The 19,152-nt window shown below is 73.0% G+C and carries 18 protein-coding genes; 10 read left to right on the plus strand and 8 right to left on the minus strand.

From position 1 onward, the window contains the following. Positions 1-156: 156 nt before the first annotated feature. From ACFVJX_RS07245 to ACFVJX_RS07255, 3 genes are all read right to left on the minus strand, one after another. Entirely contained in the window at positions 157-1,686 is a 1,530-nt protein-coding gene (locus ACFVJX_RS07245) for a PTS transporter subunit EIIC (RefSeq protein ID WP_384126178.1), read from the minus strand. A gap of 41 nt (positions 1,687-1,727) precedes the next feature. Then, a complete protein-coding gene (gene murQ, locus ACFVJX_RS07250; RefSeq protein ID WP_384126177.1) occupies positions 1,728-2,693 on the minus strand; it encodes an N-acetylmuramic acid 6-phosphate etherase in 966 nt (321 codons plus the stop codon). An 80-nt stretch (positions 2,694-2,773) separates the two neighbouring features. Beyond that, positions 2,774-3,691 carry a MurR/RpiR family transcriptional regulator gene (locus tag ACFVJX_RS07255; RefSeq protein WP_384126175.1) on the minus strand — a complete coding sequence of 306 codons (918 nt, stop codon included), beginning with the start codon at positions 3,689-3,691 and terminating at the stop codon, positions 2,774-2,776. Positions 3,692-3,881: 190 nt separating this feature from the next. Between ACFVJX_RS07255 and ACFVJX_RS07260 the strand changes: the two genes are divergently transcribed. Both ACFVJX_RS07260 and ACFVJX_RS07265 read left to right on the plus strand, forming a co-directional pair. After that, a complete protein-coding gene (locus ACFVJX_RS07260) occupies positions 3,882-4,250 on the plus strand; it encodes a hypothetical protein (RefSeq protein ID WP_384126173.1) in 369 nt (122 codons plus the stop codon). Beyond that, the gene (locus ACFVJX_RS07265) at positions 4,247-4,513 is read left to right on the plus strand and encodes a DUF4031 domain-containing protein (RefSeq protein WP_384126172.1); all 267 of its coding nucleotides are present in this window, start codon (positions 4,247-4,249) and stop codon (positions 4,511-4,513) included. The genes ACFVJX_RS07260 and ACFVJX_RS07265 overlap by 4 nt, the downstream gene beginning before the upstream one ends. Before the next feature lie 4 nt (positions 4,514-4,517). On the opposite strand, the gene ACFVJX_RS07270 is transcribed toward ACFVJX_RS07265, so the two are convergent. Next, positions 4,518-5,750 carry a Cmx/CmrA family chloramphenicol efflux MFS transporter gene (locus ACFVJX_RS07270; protein ID WP_384126170.1) on the minus strand — a complete coding sequence of 411 codons (1,233 nt, stop codon included), beginning with the start codon at positions 5,748-5,750 and terminating at the stop codon, positions 4,518-4,520. 193 nt (positions 5,751-5,943) lie between these two features. Beyond that, the gene (locus tag ACFVJX_RS07275; RefSeq protein WP_384126168.1) at positions 5,944-6,615 is read right to left on the minus strand and encodes a hypothetical protein; all 672 of its coding nucleotides are present in this window, start codon (positions 6,613-6,615) and stop codon (positions 5,944-5,946) included. 103 nt (positions 6,616-6,718) lie between these two features. Between ACFVJX_RS07275 and ACFVJX_RS07280 the strand changes: the two genes are divergently transcribed. The 4 genes from ACFVJX_RS07280 (at position 6,719) to ACFVJX_RS07295 (ending at position 9,751) form a co-directional block, all read left to right on the plus strand. Beyond that, positions 6,719-7,369, plus strand: coding sequence for a maleylpyruvate isomerase family mycothiol-dependent enzyme (locus tag ACFVJX_RS07280; RefSeq protein WP_384126166.1), 651 nt, complete (start codon positions 6,719-6,721; stop codon positions 7,367-7,369). Between the two features lie 71 nt (positions 7,370-7,440). After that, a complete protein-coding gene (locus ACFVJX_RS07285; RefSeq protein WP_384126189.1) occupies positions 7,441-8,190 on the plus strand; it encodes a LamB/YcsF family protein in 750 nt (249 codons plus the stop codon). Then, positions 8,187-8,888, plus strand: a complete 702-nt coding sequence (locus ACFVJX_RS07290; RefSeq protein ID WP_384126165.1) for an allophanate hydrolase subunit 1 — start codon at positions 8,187-8,189, stop codon at positions 8,886-8,888. The genes ACFVJX_RS07285 and ACFVJX_RS07290 overlap by 4 nt, the downstream gene beginning before the upstream one ends. Continuing rightward, positions 8,885-9,751, plus strand: coding sequence for a biotin-dependent carboxyltransferase family protein (locus tag ACFVJX_RS07295; RefSeq protein WP_384126163.1), 867 nt, complete (start codon positions 8,885-8,887; stop codon positions 9,749-9,751). Before ACFVJX_RS07290 ends, ACFVJX_RS07295 begins: the two co-directional genes overlap by 4 nt. Positions 9,752-9,831: 80 nt before the next feature. On the opposite strand, the gene ACFVJX_RS07300 is transcribed toward ACFVJX_RS07295, so the two are convergent. Then, positions 9,832-12,096 carry a heavy metal translocating P-type ATPase gene (locus ACFVJX_RS07300; protein WP_384126161.1) on the minus strand — a complete coding sequence of 755 codons (2,265 nt, stop codon included), beginning with the start codon at positions 12,094-12,096 and terminating at the stop codon, positions 9,832-9,834. 265 nt (positions 12,097-12,361) lie between these two features. Between ACFVJX_RS07300 and ACFVJX_RS07305 the strand changes: the two genes are divergently transcribed. Then, on the plus strand, positions 12,362-13,051 hold the full coding sequence (locus ACFVJX_RS07305) for a copper homeostasis protein CutC (RefSeq protein WP_384126159.1): 690 nt from the start codon (positions 12,362-12,364) through the stop codon (positions 13,049-13,051). 136 nt (positions 13,052-13,187) lie between these two features. On the opposite strand, the gene ACFVJX_RS07310 is transcribed toward ACFVJX_RS07305, so the two are convergent. Further along, on the minus strand, positions 13,188-15,263 hold the full coding sequence (locus ACFVJX_RS07310) for a HelD family protein (RefSeq protein WP_384126157.1): 2,076 nt from the start codon (positions 15,261-15,263) through the stop codon (positions 13,188-13,190). A gap of 380 nt (positions 15,264-15,643) precedes the next feature. Here ACFVJX_RS07310 and ACFVJX_RS07315 point away from each other — a divergent pair, with 380 nt between their 5' ends. Further along, on the plus strand, positions 15,644-15,832 hold the full coding sequence (locus tag ACFVJX_RS07315; RefSeq protein WP_384126156.1) for a hypothetical protein: 189 nt from the start codon (positions 15,644-15,646) through the stop codon (positions 15,830-15,832). Between the two features lie 34 nt (positions 15,833-15,866). On the opposite strand, the gene ACFVJX_RS07320 is transcribed toward ACFVJX_RS07315, so the two are convergent. After that, positions 15,867-17,510 (minus strand): DNA repair helicase XPB, encoded by a 1,644-nt coding sequence (locus ACFVJX_RS07320; protein ID WP_384126155.1) that lies wholly within the window; start codon positions 17,508-17,510, stop codon positions 15,867-15,869. A 306-nt stretch (positions 17,511-17,816) separates the two neighbouring features. Here ACFVJX_RS07320 and ACFVJX_RS07325 point away from each other — a divergent pair, with 306 nt between their 5' ends. Further along, positions 17,817-18,239, plus strand: a complete 423-nt coding sequence (locus tag ACFVJX_RS07325) for a hypothetical protein (protein WP_384126154.1) — start codon at positions 17,817-17,819, stop codon at positions 18,237-18,239. Between the two features lie 4 nt (positions 18,240-18,243). Next, positions 18,244-19,143: a hypothetical protein gene (locus tag ACFVJX_RS07330; protein ID WP_384126153.1), complete on the plus strand. Its 900-nt coding sequence runs from the start codon at positions 18,244-18,246 to the stop codon at positions 19,141-19,143. The last annotated feature ends 9 nt before the right edge of the window (positions 19,144-19,152 follow it).

The following is a 19,152-nucleotide window of genomic DNA, read 5'->3' on the forward strand; positions in this document are numbered from 1 at the left end:
GGGGGGGGGGCCGTTCTCCCCCCCGCCCCCGCGCCCGGCGTCCTCCCCGGGCCCGCCGCCCCGGCCGGCCCCCCGGGCCGGGGGGGGGCCGCCCCGCCGGGGCGGCACGTGTGGGGGCCCCCCGCTTCCGTGCGTCAGGTGTGACCGGTGTGGCCGTCAGACCCGGGCGGGTTCCTTCGCCGTGTCGTCCGGGCCGCCGACGGCGGTGGGTGCGGCCGGTGGCGCGGTGGTGGCCGGTTCCTGCGACACGTTGAACTCCGTCAGCAGGTCCTTGCTGAAGCCGAAGAAGTACGTGGCGAGGAAGCCCGCCAGATAGCCGACGACCAGGCCGCCCGCGTAGATCGCGATCGTCGCGCCCAGGCCGTGGTTGCCGTCCAGGAGGGGGAACAGGGCCCAGCCGGACGGGCCGATCGCGGTGGAGCCGACCGCGTCGCCGAGCTGGTTGAAGAAGCCGACGAACGCGCCGCCGAACGCACCGCCCACGCACGCCGTGATGAACGGGCGGCCCAGCGGGAGCGAGACACCGTAGATCAGGGGTTCGCCCACGCCCAGGAAGCCTGCGGGCAGGGCGGACTTGATCGTCTTGCGGATGGACTCGTTGCGCGGGAGGCGGAAGTAGACCGCGATGGCCGCGCCGACCTGGCCCGCTCCGGCCATGGCGAGGATCGGGAGCAGGACCGTGTAGCCCTGCTGCTCGATCAGGGTGGTGTGGATCGGGATCAGCGCCTGGTGCAGGCCCAGCATGACCAGCGGGAGGAAGAACCCGCCGAGGACCAGGCCCGCGCCGGCGCCGCCGTTGGAGAGCAGCCAGTCGGCGAACGTACCGATCGCGGTGGAGACCTCACCGGCCACGTACATCAGGCCGAAGATGGTCACCAGGCCGGAGATCAGGACCGTCAGCGTCGGGGTGACCAGGACGTCCAGCGCCTCCGGGACCCAGCGCCGGCACCACTTCTCCACGTACACCGCGAGCACCGCCGCGCCCAGCGCGCCGAGGACGCCACCCTGGCCGGGGGAGAGCTTCTGGCCGAACGCCTCGATGTTCGCGACGCCCGGGAAGACGATGATGGCCGCCACCGCACCGCCGAGGATCGGCGTGCCGCCGAACTCCTTCGCCGTGTTGTAGCCGACGAAGACCGCGATCAGGGCCATGAAGCCGGACGCCATCGCAGCCAGCGCCGGGGTGACGGACGTCAGCCAGCCGAGGTTCACCAGCAGGCCGTTGAGGCCCGCGATGATGCCGCAGCCGATCAGGGCCGGGATCAGCGGAACGAAGATGTTGGCGATCCGGCGCAGGAACAGCTTGAACGGCGTGGCGTTCTTCGCCTTCCTGGCCGCCTTCATCTCGGCGCCCTGCGCGGCCAGTTCCTCCGCCGTGAGCGGGGCGGAGGCCGGCGAGGGGGCCGGAGCCGGCTGTCCGGCCCGGCCCTCCTCGACGAGCTTCTCGAACTCCGGTGTGACGCGGGCGACCGTACCGGGACCGAGAACGATCTGGTACGTGTCGTCGTCGACCACGCCCATGACGGCCGGGACGGCCTTCAGGGCCTCGTCCTGGACGAGTGAGCGGTCGCGCAGACCCAGCCGGAGCCGGGTCATGCAGTGGGCGATGGAGCTGACGTTCGCGGCGCCACCGACGAGCGGAAGGATCGCGGCGGCGGTGGCGCGGTTCTTGTCTTCTGTAGCCATGGTGCGTGGTGCCTTGCTGTGCGGGGGGTGGAGCCGGAGGGTCAGGTGGTGCGGGGGGCGGCGGCGAGCGCGGCGCGGAGGTGGCCGTCCGATGCGGACAGGAGCGTGGCGGCGGTGGGGCCGTCGACCTGGCCGAGGATGGTGAGGATGGCGTTCTTCACCTCGCCGTCGGTCGCGGCGAGCGCGGCCTCGATCTCCTGGTCGGAGGCGCCGGTGGCCAGCGAGACGATCCGCCGGGAACGGGCGCGCAGCTTCTCGTTGGAGGCGCGGACGTCGACCATGAGGTTTCCGTACGTCTTGCCGAGCCGGATCATGGTGATCGTCGAGAGCATGTTGAGGACGAGCTTCTGGGCGGTGCCCGCCTTGAGCCGGGTGGAGCCGGTGAGCAGCTCGGGCCCGACGACGACCTCGACGGGGTGCTCGGCCGCCCCGCCCAGCGCGGAGTCCGCGTTGCAGGACAGGCCGATGGTCAGCGCGCCCCGGGCGCGGGCGTGCTCGACGGCCCCGATCGCGTACGGCGTGCGGCCGGAGGCGGAGATGCCGACCACCGTGTCGTCGGCGGTGAGCTCCAGCGCGTCGAGGTCGGCCGCGGCCAGCTCCTTGCTGTCCTCGGCGCCCTCCACGGCGGTGACCATCGCGGACGGGCCGCCCGCGATGAGGCCGATGACGTCCGCCGGGTCGGTGTTGAAGGTGGGCGGGCACTCGCTGGCGTCGAGCACGCCGAGGCGGCCGGCGGTGCCGGCGCCCGCGTAGATCAGCCGGCCGCCGCGGGCCATGCGGGCGGCGGTGGCGTCGATCGCGGCGGAGATCTCGGGCAGCCGGGCGGCGACCGCTGCCGGGACCGTCTGGTCCTCGCCGTTCATGATCCGGGCGATTTCCGAGGTGGCCAGCTGGTCTATCTCGGCGAGTTCGGGACGGAATGCCTCGGTGGTGAGGGTTTCGAGCTGGGCGCGCAGCTCGCCGTAGCCGTCGGGGGCGGTGGCGTCGGCGTCGGTGATGGAGGTCATGGAGAGCGGCTCTGCTTTCTTGAACTCGTACGGTTCTGCGGGTGCGGGTGCGGGTGCGGGTGCTTCTGCTGGGCGGTGCGTCAGCGGGTGCGCGGGTTGTGGCGGTGGGCCAGCGCCTCGTAGGAGGCGGCGAGGGCCGGGGCCGCCGTCTCGTACGTACGCTGCGCGACTCCGATGAACAGGCAGTCGACGACCAGGAGCTGGCTCGTACGGCTCGACATCGCGGCGGGGCGCAGCTCGCTCTCGCGGGCCGTGGACGTGGTCAGTACGTGGTCGGCGTACTGCGTGACCGGGCCGTCGGGGCGGCCGGTGATCGCGATCGTCGTCGCGCCGCGGTCGAAGGCGACCCGCAGCGGCTCGATGACGTCACCCGTCGAGCCGGAGTGGGTGATCGCGATGGCCACGTCACCGGAGCGCAGCTGCACGGCGTTGGTCACCGCGAGGTGCGGGTCCATGTTGGAGTGCGCGATCAGGCCGATGCGGGACAGCTTCTGGGCCAGGTCCTGGCCGACGAGAGAGGAGGCGCCCACCCCGTAGATGTCGATCCGGCGGGCGGTGGCGGCGGCGGCCACCGCGGCGCCGAGCTGCACGGTGTCGAGCCCGGCGGCCGTGTCGGCGAGGGTCTGCTGCTCGTCGTAGGCGAGCTTGGCGACCACGTCGGCGATCGGGTCGTCGACCGCTATGTCGGCGGTGACGGCGGGGGCCCGGCCGGACTGCTGGTGGGCGGCGAGACCGGCGAGCGCGAGACGCAGATCGCGGTAGCCGGGGTAGCCGAGGAGGCGGGCGGTGCGGACCACTGTGGCCTCGCTGGTGCCGGTGAGCTCGGCGAGACCGGTGACCGTCAGGGCGGCGCAGCCGGCCGGGTCACCCGCGACCGCCTCGGCGACCCGCTGCATGGAGCGGGTCATGGACGGCGCGAGCGTGCGCACCTTGGCGGCGAGGGCTGCCGGGGCGGGCGGCGAATCAGCGCTGAAACTTTCCTTCAGGTCATTGGTCACATTTGAAAGATATTTTCAGGACGCGGGTCCGTCAACCCCCCTTTGGTCCTGACCTCTGGCGGTCCGTCCTGACCTCCGGCGGTCCGCGTAACGTCCGGCGGTCCCGCAGGCGTCCTGCGGTCCGTGGAGCGTCCGGCGGTCCCGCAGAGCGTCCGGCCGTCTCGCGCTGCGGCAGGTGGACAATGGGTGTATGGAGCCGAATCGTCTTGAGCAGGTGCTGCACACCGCCCGCGCGCTCGTCATGGCCGACCTCGCCGCGGGAGAGGTCGCGGAGGCGCAGATCGTCTCCATGGTCGAGGACGCCGTGACGCACCGGCGCTGGTGGGTCGAGCAGTGGCCGGAGGGCGCGGAGTTCGTCGTCGGCCTGGTCGCTCAGGACGTTCAGGACGCGCTGTTGGAGAAGTACGGACGCTGGCCGCTGTGCCCGGTCTGCCACGAGGGCGACCCGCACGCCCTGGACGTCGAACCGGAACTGGGCCCGGACCCGCACTGGGTCTGCACGAAGGCCACCGTGTCGGTCGCCCGGGTCGGTGCGCTGAGCGGGATAGTGCGCCCGTGACCCTCTACATCGACCCGCCGGACTGGCCGGGCCACGGACGGTTCTGGTCGCACCTGGTCAGCGACGAGTCGTTCGAGGAACTGCACACCTTCGCGGCGTCCATCGGCTGCCCGGAGCGGGCCTTCGAGCGGGACCACTACGACGTACCGGCGGCCCGGTACGAGGACGCGGTACGGGCCGGCGCCCGGCAGATCGGCTCCAAGGAACTGGTCCGCCGGATCACCGACGCGGGCCTGCGCCGCCCGAAGGGCCGGTCGCTCTAGCCCTTCAGGCGCCGGTCGCGGGGGCGCACACCTCCGCCGCGTCCTTCGACGCGGCGGCCGGTGCACCCGCCACCAGCCGGGAGGCGGAGCCGCGGGCGCGCTGGAGCCGCAGCGAGAAGACGACGGCGACCAGGGCGAGCACCGTCATCGCGCCCCCCGCCCACGCGGTCGCCGGGTAGCCGAAGTCCGCGTCGATCACCGTGCCGCCCAGCCAGGGCCCACTGGTGTTGCCCAGGTTGAACGCGGCGGTCGTCGTCGCGCCCGCCAGGGTCGGGGCGGCGCCCGCGACGTTGAACATCCGGGCGTTGAGCGCCGGGGCGGTGTAGAACGCGGACAGGCCGAGCAGGAACGAGAGCACGATCACGGCGGCCTGGTTCGAGGCGAACAGCGCGAGCGCCGCGAGGAACACCGTGGACGCCGCGATACCGCTCAGCAGCACGCCGAAGAGGTGCGCGTCCGCGACCCGGCCGCCGATCGTCGTGCCGACCAGCGCACCGATCCCGAACAGCGCGAGCACGGTCGGCACCCAGCCCGAGTCGAGACCGGCGACATCCGTCAGCAGCGGCGCCAGATAGCTGAACGCGCAGAACACCCCGCCCGCCGCGAGCGCGGTGATCACGATCGACAGCCACACCTGCCGGTCGCGGTAGATGCTCATCTCTTGCTTGAGCTGCGGCTTCTTCTCCGGCAGCGGGATGCGGGGGATGAGGGTCGACACCCCTGCCAGGGCCACCGCGGAGGCCGCGCCGACCGCCCAGAACGCCGAACGCCAGCCGAGGTTCTCACCGAGGAACGCCCCCAGTGGCACACCCAGCACATTGGCGATCGAGAGACCACCGATCATCACGGCCATGGCGCGGGCCCGGGAGTTCACCGGCACCATCGCGATGGCCACCGCCGCCCCCACGGCCCAGAACCCGGCACAGGCGAAGGCGCTGATCACGCGGGAGGCGAAGAGCACCTCGTACGTCGGCGCGAGCGCACCCGCGACCTGGCCGAGGCCGAAGACCGAGATCAGCGCGATGAGCGTGGTGCGGCGCGGCAGCCGGAGCGTGGCGACGGCGAGCAGCGGTGCGCCCACCACCATGCCGATCGCGAACGCGGATATGAGGAGACCGGCGCGCGGGATCGACACGTTCATGTCGTCGGCTATCGGCGGCAGCAGTCCGGAGAGCATGAACTCGCTGGTGCCGAGGGCGAAGACCGAGAGGCCCAGGATGTATACGGCCAGGGGCATACGTGAGCGGCGAGCGGCAGAGTCGGGCATGACAGGTGCCAACAGTCAACTTGTCCGTTACATTCCCGCGGCCGGCCTCATCCCGCCCGCGTCCCGCCCGCCGGCGGCGGCCTCATCCCGCATCCCCGGCCGCAGCCCGCATCCCGCCGCTCGCGTCCCGCAGCCCGGGCCGAGCCGACGCACCCGCGGCCGCTCAGTGGGCGAGCAGCTCCAGTTCCGTCAGCAGGTTGTGCCGCGCCCTCGGCTCCCACTCGGCCACCCCGTGCGGCGTACGGAACAGCTGGGGCAGTTCCAGCAGCTGACGCAGCACGGCCGCCCGGCCCTCCCGGAACGCCTCGTCCGGGACGAAGCCGTACTCCTCGCGCACCTCGGCCGCGTACTGCGCGTACCCCTTGGGCGCGGCCGCCAGGATCGCCAGATCCGCGTCGCACAGCACCTCACCGTTGGTGTCGCCCTCGGCCGGATCGTGCGAGACGGTGAGCCGCACCAGCCGGGCGACCTCGGCGGTGACCGCGTCGGGCACCCCGGCCTCGGGCAGCGCGCGCTCGGCGAGGACGGCGCTGCGCTCCTCGTTCTCCGTGCGGTCGGGGCGGTAGACCGCGTCGTGGAACCAGGCCGCGAGCCGTACGGCGTCCGCGTCCGCGGCATGGCCGGCGAGCGTGTCGACGCGGTCCAGGACCGCTGCCAGATGGGCGGTGGTGTGGTACTTGCGCTGCGGCTCGGCCCAGCGCGCCAGGAGGTTGTCCGCGTACGGCAGCGGATCGGGCCCCGCCCCGCCGCCCCGTACGGCGGTCAGGGCGTCGCGCCAGCGGACGCGGAGGCCTGCATCGTCGGTGTCGCGGGTGCCCTGAGCGGTGTCGTCCATGGGGACGAGGTTAGGGCCTCGCGTGCGGTCGGGCGCGCGGACGGTCCGCCGCGTCCGCGCGGAACCGCAAGTCCGGGCCCGCGCAGGATGGTTGGCTGGGGTCATGGCTGACGAACGTGACCCCGAGCTCCCCGGACTCCTGCTGCGCACCGAGCGCGACGCACTCCTCCCGCTGCTGCGGTCCGCGGGACCGAGCGATTTCGGACTGCGCACCGCGTGCCCCGGCTGGACGGTGCGCGATGTCCTCGCGCACTGCGGTTCCGCGCTGGTCCGGGTCGTGGAGAGCCGGTTCGGACCGGATGTGTTCAGCCCCGAGTGCAACGACCGCGACATCGCCGAACGGGCCGGCTGGACGGACGCGCAGGTCCTGGACGAGCTGGAGCGCGGGATGACCGGGGCCGGTGCCGCGATCGCCGGGGCGGGCGGGGTGCTGGACGGCGTGGCGCTGGGGGAGTGGGTGCACGCGGGGGACGTACGGGAGGCATGGGGCCTCGAAGGGGCGTACCGGGGCGCCGGGCTGGCCCACGCGCTCACGCTCCTCGGCCCGGTCGCCCGCCGCAGGACACCGCTGCTCGTCGCGGAACTGGAGGACAGCGGGGAGGAACTGGTGCTCGGCACCGAACAGGAGGGCCGCGCCCCCGGCCGGTACCGGGGGGACGGGGCAACACTGATCAGGTTGTACGCGGACCGGCCGCTGGTGGGCACGCGCTATGAGCTGGAGGGCGTGAAGGAGCGCGAGCTGTTCGTCTTCTGACGTCCGGCCGGCCGTTTTTGACGGGCAGTTGGCCGCGGCCAGGCGCTAACGTGCGTTTCGTGACGAATCTGATGGACCTCAACGCGGATCTCGGTGAGGGCTTCGGTCGCTGGTCGCTCACCGACGACGAGGCGCTCCTCGCCTGCGTGACCAGTGCCAACGTGGCGTGCGGCTTCCACGCCGGGGATCCTTCGGTGATGCGGCGGGTCTGCGACACCGCGGCAACCCGGGGCGTACGGATCGGCGCGCAGGTCTCCTACCGCGATCTGGCGGGCTTCGGGCGCCGGTCCATGGATGTGCCCGCCGACGAACTGGCCGCCGAAGTGGCCTACCAGATCGGTGCCCTGAGGGTGTTCGCCGAGGCGGCGGGCTCCACGGTCTCGTACGTCAAACCGCACGGCGCCCTCTACAACCGCGCCGTCCACGACGACGGACAGGCCGCGGCCGTGATCGAGGGCGTCCGGCTCGCGGGCGGGGAACCGGCGGTGCTCGGGCTGCCCGGCTCCCGGCTGCTCGTGCGGGCCGCCGAAGCCGGGCTGGCCACCGTCGAGGAGGCCTTCGCCGACCGCGCGTACACCCCGCAGGGCACGCTCGTGCCGCGCGCCGAACCGGACGCGGTCGTGCACGACGGCGACGAGGTCGTACGCCGCAGCGTCGGGATCGCGGTGGACCGGAGCGTGATCGCGGCCGACGGCCGTCGGATCACGGTCGCCGCGCGCTCCCTGTGCGTCCACGGCGACACCCCCGGAGCTGCGGCGATCGCCCGGCGCGTACGGGCCGCACTGGAAGAGGCGGGCGTCGCGGTACGGGCGTTCGCATGAACACGCCGACACCGCCGCAGGGGGCGGGGCGCGGGCCGGCGCCCGTCGTACTGGCCGCCGGAGCGGACGCGCTGCTGGTCGAACTGGGCTCCGGGGAGGAGACCGAGGCCTTCCACGCGGAGGTGCTGCGGCGGCGCGAGGCCGGTGAACTGACCGGGGTGCGCGAGATCGTGCCCGGTGCGCGGACCGTACTGCTGGACGGTGTCGCGGCGGCCCGGCTGGACGGCGTCGCACGGGACCCGGCCGGGCTCGCCCGCGAGCTGACGTCCTGGCGTCCGCCGCCGCTGCGGCGGACCACCGGCGAACCGGTCGAGATCCCGGTCCGCTACGACGGCCCGGACCTGGCCGACGTCGCCGAGGCATGGGGCGTCGGCGCCGACGAGGTGGGCCGCATCCACGCCGGAACCGAATTCCGGGTCGCCTTCTGCGGGTTCGCCCCCGGCTTCGGCTATCTGACGGGCCTGCCCGACCACCTCCACGTGCCGCGCCGGGCGACCCCGCGGACCCGGGTCCCGGCCGGTGCGGTGGCCCTGGCCGGCCCCTACACCGGGGTCTACCCGCGACCGTCCCCCGGCGGCTGGCAGATCGTCGGCCGGACGCCGGACCCGGCCGCCCTGTGGAACCCGGACCGCGAACCCCCCGCCCTGCTGACGCCCGGGGCCCGGGTCCGCTTCGTCGCGGTGGGGGCCGGGGCATGAGCGGGCGGCTGGAGGTCGTCCGCGCCGGAGCCCTGACCACCGTGCAGGACGAGGGGCGCTTCGGCCACGCCCACCTGGGCGTGGGCCGGGCGGGCGCCCTGGACGCACCCTCCGCCCGGCTCGCCAACCGGCTGGCCGGCAACCCCGTGACCGCCGCGCTGCTGGAGACGACCGCCACCGGCTGCGCGGTCCGCCCGAGCCGCGCGGTGCGCGCGGTCGTCGGCGGCGCGCCCTGCCGGGTGACGGTGGACGGGCGGCCCGTCGCGTGGGGTGCGGCCGTGCACGTACCGGCGGGTGCGGTGCTGGACGCCGGACCCGCCGCGCACGGCCTGCGCGGATACGTGGCGTTCACGGGCGGCGTAGAGCCGGAGCCGGTGCTCGGCAGCCGCTCCGCCGATCTGCTCTCCGGACTGGGCCCGCCGCCCCTGAGCGACGGCGACGTACTGCCGCTGGGACCCGCCCCGGCCGCCGGCACCCCGCCCGCGGGGGCCGTCCCGTGGCCCGGGGCCCCCGCCGGACTCGTGCTCCCGGTGCTCCTCGGCCCCCGCCACACCTGGTTCACCGCCGAGGCCCTGCGCACCCTCACCACGACCGAGTACCGCGTCTCCCCGCAGAGCAACCGCATCGGCCTGCGCACCGAAGGCCCCGCCCTGGCCCGCGCCCGGCAGGGCGAACTGCCCAGCGAGGGCATGGTGCTGGGCGCGGTCCAGGTCCCGCCGGACGGCCGCCCGGTGGTGTTCCTGAACGACCATCCGACGACGGGCGGCTACCCGGTGATCGGCGTCGTCCCGGAAGCCGCGCTGGCGGCGGCGGCGCGGGTCGTGGCGGGGACCGCGGTGCGGTTCGTGACCGGCGGGGGCTGATCCGGCAGGGCGGCCGGAGGCCCGGCTCCCCGCAGGGGGCTGAGCCCGGCCGCCCGCGGTCGGGGGATCCGGGAGACGTCCTACGCCCCGGCGCGGAAACCCCGCAGCCGCAGCGAGTTGCCGACCACGAACACCGACGAGAACGCCATCGCCGCGCCCGCGATCATCGGGTTCAGCAAGCCCGCCGCGGCCAGCGGGAGGGCGGCCACGTTGTAGGCGAAGGCCCAGAACAGGTTCGTGCGGATGGTGCCCAGTGTCCTGCGGGACCGCCGGATCGCGTCGGCGGCGGCCCGCAGGTCGCCGCGGACCAGGGTCAGGTCTCCCGCCTCGATCGCCGCGTCCGTGCCCGTGCCCATCGCGAGGCCCAGGTCGGCCTGGGCGAGGGCGGCCGCGTCGTTCACACCGTCACCGACCATCGCGACCGAACGGCCCTCCTTCTGGAGGCGCTTGACGACGTCGACCTTGTCCTGCGGCAGGACCTCCGCGTACACGGTCCCGATCCCGACCTCGGCCGCGACGCTCTCCGCCACCGCCCGGTTGTCGCCGGTCAGCAGGATCGGCGTCAGTCCGAGCGTGCGGAGCCGTTCGACGGCCTCGGCGCTGGTGTCCTTCACCGCGTCGGCCACCTCAAGGACCGCCCGGGCCTCACCGTCCCAGGCGACCGCGATCGCCGTCCGTCCGGCCTTCTCCGCATCGGCCTTGCGGCGCGCCAGTCCGGCGGGCAGCCGGATCTCCCACTCCGCGAGCAGCTGCTCCCGGCCGACGAGGACGGCGTGGCCCTCGACGACGCCCTGGACGCCGAGGCCGGGGACGTTGGCGAAGTCCTCCGGGGTGGGGAGGGGGCCGGTGGTGCGTTCGGCGGCTCCGGTGGCCACGGCCCGGGCGATGGGGTGTTCGGAGGCGTTTTCCAGGGCACCGGCCAGACGCAGCGCGTCCTCCTGGGTGGTGCCGGGGGCGGTGTGGACGGCCTGGAGGGTCATCCTGCCGGTGGTGACCGTGCCGGTCTTGTCGAGGACGATCGTGTCGACGCGCCGGGTGGTCTCCAGGACCTCGGGTCCCTTGATGAGGATGCCGAGCTGGGCGCCGCGTCCGGTGCCGACCATGAGGGCGGTGGGTGTGGCGAGTCCGAGGGCGCAGGGGCAGGCGATGATCAGTACGGCGACCGCGGCGGTGAACGAGGCCGTCAGCCCCGATCCGTCGGCGAGCCAGAAGCCGAGCGTGCCGAGCGCGAGCAGGATCACGACGGGGACGAACACCGCCGAGATCCGGTCGGCGAGGCGCTGGGCCGCCGCCTTGCCGTTCTGCGCGTCCTCGACCAGCTTCGCCATCCGGGCCAGCTGGGTGTCGGAGCCGACCCGGGTCGCCTCGACGACCAGTCTGCCGCCCGCGTTGAGCGTGGCACCGGTCACCGGGTCGCCGACGCCGACCTCGACGGGGACGGACTCGCCGGTGAGCATGGACGCGTCCACGGCCGACGAACCCTCGACCACGGTGCCGTCGGTGGCGATCTTCTCGCCCGGCCGGACCAGGAAGCGGTCCCCGGCCCGCAGGTCCGCCGTGTCCACGGTCATCTCACGCCCTTCGCGCAGGACGGTGACCTCCTTCGCGCCCAGTTCGAGCAGGGCCTTCAGCGCGGCGCCCGCCTTCCGCTTGGAGCGGGCCTCGAAATAGCGCCCGGCCAGGATGAACGCGGTGACTCCGGCGGCGGTTTCGAGATAGATGTTCCCGGCGCCGTCGCCGCGGCCGATGGTCAGCTCGAAGGGGTGCGTCATGCCGGTCATTCCGGCGGTGCCGAAGAACAGCGCCCACACCGACCACAGGAACGCGGCCGAGGTACCGAGCGAGATCAGCGTGTCCATGGTGGCCGCGCCGTGCCGGGCGTTGGTCCACGCGGCACGGTGGAAGGGCCAGGCGGCGTACGTGACGACGGGTGCGGCGAGGGTCAGCGAGAGCCACTGCCAGTTGTCGAACTGGAGCACCGGGACCATCGACATCGCGATCACCGGTACGGCGAGCAGGACCGCGGTGACCAACCGCTGCCGCAGCGGGCGGAGCTCGTCCGCCTCCGCGGCCCCGGTGGCCCCTTCCCCGGTGCGTACCGGGGGAGTGGGCTCGTGCGCGGTGTAACCGGTCTTCTCCACGGTGGCGACGAGGTCCTGTACGGAGACGTCGTCGCCCCGGTAGCTGACCCTGGCCCTCTCGGTGGCGTAGTTGACGGTGGCCTCGACCCCGTCCATCCGGTTGAGCTTCTTCTCGATACGGGCCGCGCACGAGGCGCAGGTCATGCCGCCGATGGTGAGCTCGACCTCTGCGGTGCCGGTGGTGGCTGCGGTCTGCGCGGACACGGGGCCTCCTCGGTGGCTGGATCATTCGGCACGGTCATTTATACCCCTAGGGGGTATGTGGTTCTGATTCAGGTATACCCCCTCCCCCTATGGAGACGCAAGGCTGATCCAGTACGGACGCGCTGATCCGGCTCGTCCGATTGCCGGACAGGCGTCTGACCTCGCGTATCTTCACCTGCGCGGTGCGGCTGCGCCCTCGGCCGCCCGACCCGTAGGCTGGCCATTGGACTAGACCTATAGCTGCTTCCTGGAGGATTGGGTTCCCATGAGCAACCGTGCAGTCCTGGAGGTGATCGCTCTCGACGCGGAGGACGCGGTCGCTGCCCAGGCGGGTGGTGCGGACCGGCTTGAGCTGGTCACCGACATGGCGGCGGACGGCCTCACCCCGTCCTGTGCGACCTTCGCGGCGATCCGTGCCGCGGTGGACATCCCCCTGCGGGTGATGCTCAGAGTGGCGGACGGTTTCGCGGCCGGTGACATCGATGTACTCGTGCGCAAGGCGCACGAGCTGCGGGCGGAGGGCGCGGACGAGTTCGTGCTCGGTTTCCTGGACGCGGACGGCAACCCCGACCTGGTCGCGGTCGAGCGGATCATCGCCGAGCTGGACGGCTGCCACTGGACGTTCCACCGCGCGATCGACCGGGCAGCGGACCGGGATGCCCTGCGCAAGGCGCTCGCGGACGTGCCGGGACTGGACACCTACCTCACCGCCGGATCGCCCGCCGGGGTGGACGACGGCATCCCCACACTGCTGGTCGAGGCGGCGCGCAAGGGGGAGCCGGGGTACGAGCCGCAGATCCTCGTCGGGGGCGGGCTGCGGCTCGACCACCTGCCGGAGCTGCTGGACGCGGGTATCGACGCCGTCCACATCGGTGGTGCGGCGCGGCCGGGCGGGTGGTCCGGGCCGGTGGACGCGGAAGCGGTACGCGAGTGGCGGGTGCTGCTTGACGCGTAGCGGTGGCCGGCCCGGGGCGGGGCCCGGTCCGTGGACCGGGGGCTCCGCCCCCGGACCCCCGCTCCTTAATCGCCTGAGGGGCTTGAAATGGCTCGAATGGGGCGCCCGAGGGCTTGAGCGGGTTGGCCGGAGGGGCTCAGCGGCTCAGCTGGTCCGGGAGAGGTGTCGTGTGGACCACGATCAGACCCGACACCGCTCGGGTCAGGGCCACGTACAGGCGGCGCAGGCCCGTCCGTTCGTCCGGTTCGCCGTCGACAACCGCCGCCGGTTCGTCCAGCACCACGTAGTCGTACTCCAGGCCCTTCGCCAGGGACGCCGGGACCAGCGTCAGACGGGACTCGGCGGTCGTCTCCTGGCCGGGTGACAGGAACGGGTGGCCCGCGGCCGTCAGCGCGGCCTCCAGTGCCGGGATGCGGGCGTCGGCGGCGATCAGCCCCGTCGAACCCTCCTGCTCGAGCGACTCCTCACAGGCCGCGACCACCGCCGCGTCCAGCTCGTCCGCGTCCCCCGCCATCCGTACGGACAGCGAGCCCGGCGACTCACGCACCGACTCGACCGCCGCCAGGCCCGGCGAGATCACCGGCAGCAGCCGTGACGCGTACGCGATCACCTCGCGCGGTACGCGGAAGCCCGCCGTCAGCTCCTCCACCACCGCGTCCGACTTCCCGAGGTGGTGCAGCGCCTGCGCCCAGCTCTGCGTCGACCACGGCGTCGTGCCCTGTGCCAGGTCCCCGAGGACCGTCGCCGACCCGGTCGAACAGCGCCGGCCCACCGCCCGGTACTGCATGGGGGAGAGGTCCTGCGCCTCGTCGATGACGACATGGCCCAGCGAGTGCGTGCGCGCCACTAGATCGGACGCCTCGTCGATCAGCACCGCGTCCGCCGCCGACCACTTCGCGGACTTCGCACTGCGGGCGGGCCTGGTCCACAGGATCGTCTTCTGCTCGTCGTCGGTGAGCAGCCCCTCCGCCTGCTCGGCCAGGAACTCCGGGTCGGACAGCAGCCGCAGCACCAGCTTCGACGGATCGACCGCGGGCCAGATCGCCTTCACCGCGGCCTTCACCGCGGGGGTGCGCGCCACCGCGTTCTGCACCCGGTCGTCGGGCGCCTCGCCCGCCTCCTCCATGCGCACCAGCACGGCGTGCGCGATGCGCTGCGGAAGGGCCTCGTGCGCGGCCCCGTACCGCATGTCGCGGGCCAGCAGCTCCTGCACCATCTCCTCGATCTCGTACGCCGGGACCCGCCAGCGCCGCGAACCGCGCACCACCATCACGGGCTCCGTGGGCAGCGTCACGTGCGAACGGACCGCCCGCCGCAGGACCTCCGCCATCCGGGCATCGCCCTTCACCACGGCGGCCGGCGCCTCGTCCGTGCCCCGGACCTCCAGGTGGGCCGTCACCAGGTCGTCGACGGTGGCCTGCTTCACCTCCAGCTCGCCGAGGGCCGGCAGCACCTGCTCGATGTAGTGCAGGAAGGACCGGTTCGGGCCGATGACGAGCGTCCCCGTGCGGGCCAGCCGCTCCCGGTGCGCGTACAGCAGATACGCGACCCGGTGCAGACCGACGGCGGTCTTCCCGGTGCCCGGCCCACCCTGCACACAGACCGAACCGCCCAGCTCACTGCGGACGATCTCGTCCTGTTCGGGCTGGATCGTCGCGACGATGTCGCGCATCGGGCCGACGCGCGGCCGCTCGATCTCCGCCTGGAGGAGCTTGCTGGTCTGCGAGGTCTCGGTCGGATCGGTGAGGTGCTCGTCCTCGTACGCGGTGAGGTCACCGCCGGTGTAGCCGAAGCGGCGGCGCTGGCCGACGTCGAGCGGGTCGTTGCGGGAGGCCCGGTAGAACGGCTGGGAGACCGGCGCCCGCCAGTCGATGACCATCGGATCGCCGCCGGCGTCGTGGACATGGCGGCGACCGATGTAGAACTGCTCACCCTCCGCGCCCTCGGCCCGCTCGGCGCCGACCACGTGGAGGTAGTCCAGCCGGCCGAAGAAGAGCGGCGTGTGGGCGAGGTCGGCGAGCGACTTGATGCGGTCGGTGATCTGGGCCTGGAGTACTGCGGCGTTCACCCAGTTCGCCGTGACATCACGGATGTTGAGGGACTGGGCGTCCTCGCGCATGGCGCGCAACGCGGCGCGCGAGGCGGCGAGATGGGCGCGTTCGTGAGCGAGGGGGTCGGTGGTGGTGTCGCTTTCGTGGGCGTGCGCGGGCACGGTGTTGCCTCCGGCATTCAACGCAGGACGGCGGACCGCACCCCGTCCCCGGCCGTTCACCGGGGGCGATGCGGTCCGCTCGGGGATCGATCACTGGTACGCACGAGGGCGTGCGTACGGGCTGTCGGCCGGTTTCCGTCCGGTCGGCGGCGCTCCCCCGGCTGCCGGCGCACGTCCTTGCGGACGGCCGGTACCACGGTGCGGGAGGCGGGCAGACCGGCGATTGTATCGACGGGCCCGGCCGGGCGCGAACGAATTCCGGCGTACGGGGGAGTCCGTCCCGTAGGGGACGGCATGCGACCACAGGGGTAGGCGCGGCCCCGCCGCCTTCCGTCTGCGGGCCGACGCTTTCACGGGCCGGACGGAGCACCATGGAATACATGAGCACCGTCACCCTGAACCCGCGAAAGACCGGCCCCGCGCACGGCGCGACCGCGGCCACCGGTCACCCTCACAGTCACCGCGCCGGTGACGCCCTGCGCGCCGTCAGGATCTTCGTACGGGCCGCGTTCGGCGTCGTCGTACTCGGCGAGTACGCGGAGGAGGCGGGCGTCCGGCGCACGCGCTGACCACCCGCCCCGCTCGGCGGCCCCGGGCCGTCCGTCAGCTCTCCGCCAGCAGCTCGTCCGCGTCGACGATCCGGTACGCGTAGCCCTGCTCGGCCAGGAACCGCTGGCGGTGGGCCGCGAAGTCCTGGTCGATCGTGTCGCGGGCGACCACCGAGTAGAACCGCGCCTCGTGCCCGTCCGCCTTCGGCCGCAGCACCCGGCCGAGCCGCTGGGCCTCCTCCTGGCGCGAACCGAACGTGCCGGACACCTGGATGGCGACGGTGGCCTCCGGCAGGTCGATCGAGAAGTTCGCCACCTTCGACACGACCAGCACGCTGATCTCGCCCTCCCGGAACGCGCCGAACAGCTTCTCCCGCTGGGCGTTGCTGGTCTCGCCCTTGATGACCGGGGCGTCCAGATGCTCACCCAGCTCGTCCAGCTGGTCGATGTACTGGCCGATGACCAGGGTCTGCTCGCCCTTGTGCTTGCGCACCAGGGCCTCGGTGACCTTCCGCTTCGTGGCGGTCGTCGCGCAGAACCGGTACTTCTCCTCGGCCTCGGCGGTCGCGTACGCGAGCCGCTCGGTGTCCGTCAGATTGACCCGCACCTCGACGCAGTCGGCGGGCGCGATGTAGCCCTGCGCCTCGATCTCCTTCCACGGGGCGTCGAACCGCTTGGGCCCGATCAGCGAGAAGACGTCCGACTCGCGCCCGTCCTCCCGGACCAGGGTCGCCGTGAGCCCCAGCCGGCGCCGCGCCTGGAGATCGGCGGTGAACTTGAAGACCGGCGCGGGCAGCAGGTGCACCTCGTCGTAGATCACCAGACCCCAGTCGCGGGAGTCGAACAGCTCCAGGTGCGGGTAGATGCCCTTCCTTCGCGTCGTCAGCACCTGGTAGGTGGCGATGGTGACGGGCCGGATCTCCTTCCTCGTCCCGCTGTACTCGCCGATCTCCTCCTCGGTCAGCGAGGTCCGCTTCACCAGCTCGTGCTTCCACTGCCGGGCGGAGACGGTGTTCGTGACGAGGATCAGCGTGGTCGCCTTGGCCTGCGCCATCGCGCCGGCGCCGACCAGCGTCTTGCCGGCGCCACAGGGCAGCACGACAACACCCGAACCGCCGTGCCAGAACCCCTCGACGGCCTGCTGCTGATACGGGCGCAGCGCCCAGCCGCTCTCGTCCAGCTCGATCGGGTGGGCCTCGCCGTCCACGTAGCCGGCGAGGTCCTCGGCGGGCCAGCCCAGCTTCAGCAGCGTCTGTTTGACCTGCCCGCGCTCGGACGGGTGCACGGCGACGGTGTCGGGGTCGATCCGTGTCCCCACCAGCGGCTGGACCTTCTTCGACCGGAGGATCTCCTCCAGGACGGGCCGGTCGGTGGAGGTCAGCACCAGGCCGTGGACGGGGTGCTTGGAGAGCGTGAGGCGGCCGTACCGGCCCATCGTCTCTGCGATGTCGACGAGCAGCGCGTGCGGTACGGGGTAGCGCGAGTACTTCACGAGTGCGTCGACGACCTGCTCGGCGTCGTGTCCCGCGGCCCGTGCGTTCCACAGCCCGAGCGGGGTCAGCCGGTAGGTGTGAATGTGCTCGGGCGCGCGCTCCAGCTCGGCGAAGGGCGCGATCACACGGCGGCAGGCGTCGGCCTGCTCGTGGTCGACTTCCAGGAGCAGCGTCTTGTCGCTCTGGACGATGAGGGGTCCGGTCACGCGCTTCGGCCCTTTCTGCGGGGCCGCCACGGGGGCGGCGGGTTGGCCAAACCTCCAGTGTGCCGTATGCGGTGGCGGTATGCGGTGGGGCGGGCGTGGGGGTGGTGTGCGGCCCCGCCCCGGTCCGGGGGCCGGGCTCTGTATGCGGGCGCCCGGAGGCCGGGGCCGTGCCGGGTGGCTGGATTGTGCGGGGCGGGCCGGATCGCGCGGGGGCATGCTCTGGAACTCCTCAAATCGGCGGACGGCTTCCCCGGACGGGCGGTATACACGTCTTCCCGGGAAGCCGAGTGAGCGAGGGGTGACGCAATGGAATCGGAACTGGCCGCATTGGCGGGTCAGGCCGCGTCGACGATGGTCAACGGCATGGCGACAGCAGGGTGGGAGCGGGCGCAACGGGCGCTGGGCGACCTGTGGCGTCAGGTGCACCCCGAGCGGGCGGACACGGTGGTGGCCGAGCTGGGCGAGTCCCGGCGAGAGGTGCTCGCGGCCCGGCGGAACGGGGACGGCCCGGCCGAGCAGGAACTCGTCGACGAATGGCGGCTGAGGCTGCGCCGGCTGCTCACGGCCAACCCGGAGATGCTGCCCGAGTTCCAGCGGGTGATCGACGAGCTGCGGGCCGCGGGCGGTGAGGAGAAGCCGGGGGCGGAACGGGTCACCATGAACGCGACCGCGTCGGGCCGCGCCCGCATCACCATGGCCGGGCGGGACATCAACGGCACCGGGGCGTGACCGCTTGAGCTACTCCGGCGGGGCCCCGGGAGATTCGGGCGACGGGGACCGCGACGGGGCCGGCGGGACCCGGATCACCGCGCACGGGTCCGGGCGCTCCCGGATCACGGTGGCCGGCCGCGACATCACCAGTACCTACTTCGTCAGTGCCTCGTCGGCGGCGCTCGCCGCCCTCGTGGGTCTCGTCGTTCTCCTCGGCGTGTGGCAGCCGTGGCAGGAAGCCGCGTCCACCGGCGGACAGAAGACCCCGGACAGCGCGATCACCACCGGTGCGCCCCCCAGCGCGCGCGTGCCGGACCCGGACCCCGGGCCGCGGTCGGGCGGCGGGGACGGCGAGGAACACGAGGAGGACGCCTCCCCGAGCCCGAGCCCGAGCCCGAGCAGCCCCAGCCCCTCCCCGGCCCCTGATCCACCGGACCCGGTCGACGTCGCGTTCGCGTCCGCAGGCGTCGGCGCCTGCCTCAACGTGTACGACGAGGGCTGGGGCAAGCTGAACCGGGACCGGCCCCTGGTGGTCGACTGCGGAACGAACTTCGCCTTCTCGAAGGTGACGATGGTGACGGCGTCCACCACCGGCTGCCCCGAGGGCGGGGGCCGGCACGGCTGGGGCCACGTCAACCACGACGGGTCCTCCGTCGCCCTGTGCCTGGACCGCGTGTTCGTCGCGGGGCAGTGCTTCCCCGCGACACTGACCAAACAGGCCGACGGGTCCCTCCGGGGCACGGGGCGGCTGTTCAGCGTCTGGGGATGCAGTCGGACGGACGTACCGAAGGGCCAGAACGCGATCATGGCGATCACGGCGGTGCTGAACGGGGGCAGCTGCCCCCGGCAGACCGGCCGGCAGACGCTCTCCTGGCCGGTCTTCAACGGCGCGCGCAAGGTCTGCGCCGTGCTGAAGCAATGAGTGGGACCC

It is taken from the genome of Streptomyces sp. NPDC127177, assembly GCF_042672475.1.
Classification (GTDB): Bacteria; Actinomycetota; Actinomycetes; order Streptomycetales; family Streptomycetaceae; genus Streptomyces.

What these genes read in the sequence shown, in the direction of transcription:
- ACFVJX_RS07245 (WP_384126178.1), bottom strand. Translation starts at nt 1,686, where the DNA reads ATGGCTACAGAAGACAAGAACCGCGCCACCGCCGCCGCGATCCTTCCG.
- murQ (WP_384126177.1), bottom strand. Translation starts at nt 2,693, where the DNA reads ATGACCTCCATCACCGACGCCGACGCCACCGCCCCCGACGGCTACGGC.
- ACFVJX_RS07260 (WP_384126173.1), top strand. Translation starts at nt 3,882, where the DNA reads ATGGAGCCGAATCGTCTTGAGCAGGTGCTGCACACCGCCCGCGCGCTC.
- ACFVJX_RS07270 (WP_384126170.1), bottom strand. Translation starts at nt 5,750, where the DNA reads ATGCCCCTGGCCGTATACATCCTGGGCCTCTCGGTCTTCGCCCTCGGC.
- ACFVJX_RS07275 (WP_384126168.1), bottom strand. Translation starts at nt 6,615, where the DNA reads ATGGACGACACCGCTCAGGGCACCCGCGACACCGACGATGCAGGCCTC.
- ACFVJX_RS07280 (WP_384126166.1), top strand. Translation starts at nt 6,719, where the DNA reads ATGGCTGACGAACGTGACCCCGAGCTCCCCGGACTCCTGCTGCGCACC.
- ACFVJX_RS07285 (WP_384126189.1), top strand. Translation starts at nt 7,441, where the DNA reads ATGGACCTCAACGCGGATCTCGGTGAGGGCTTCGGTCGCTGGTCGCTC.
- ACFVJX_RS07290 (WP_384126165.1), top strand. Translation starts at nt 8,187, where the DNA reads ATGAACACGCCGACACCGCCGCAGGGGGCGGGGCGCGGGCCGGCGCCC.
- ACFVJX_RS07295 (WP_384126163.1), top strand. Translation starts at nt 8,885, where the DNA reads ATGAGCGGGCGGCTGGAGGTCGTCCGCGCCGGAGCCCTGACCACCGTG.
- ACFVJX_RS07305 (WP_384126159.1), top strand. Translation starts at nt 12,362, where the DNA reads ATGAGCAACCGTGCAGTCCTGGAGGTGATCGCTCTCGACGCGGAGGAC.
- ACFVJX_RS07315 (WP_384126156.1), top strand. Translation starts at nt 15,644, where the DNA reads ATGAGCACCGTCACCCTGAACCCGCGAAAGACCGGCCCCGCGCACGGC.
- ACFVJX_RS07325 (WP_384126154.1), top strand. Translation starts at nt 17,817, where the DNA reads ATGGAATCGGAACTGGCCGCATTGGCGGGTCAGGCCGCGTCGACGATG.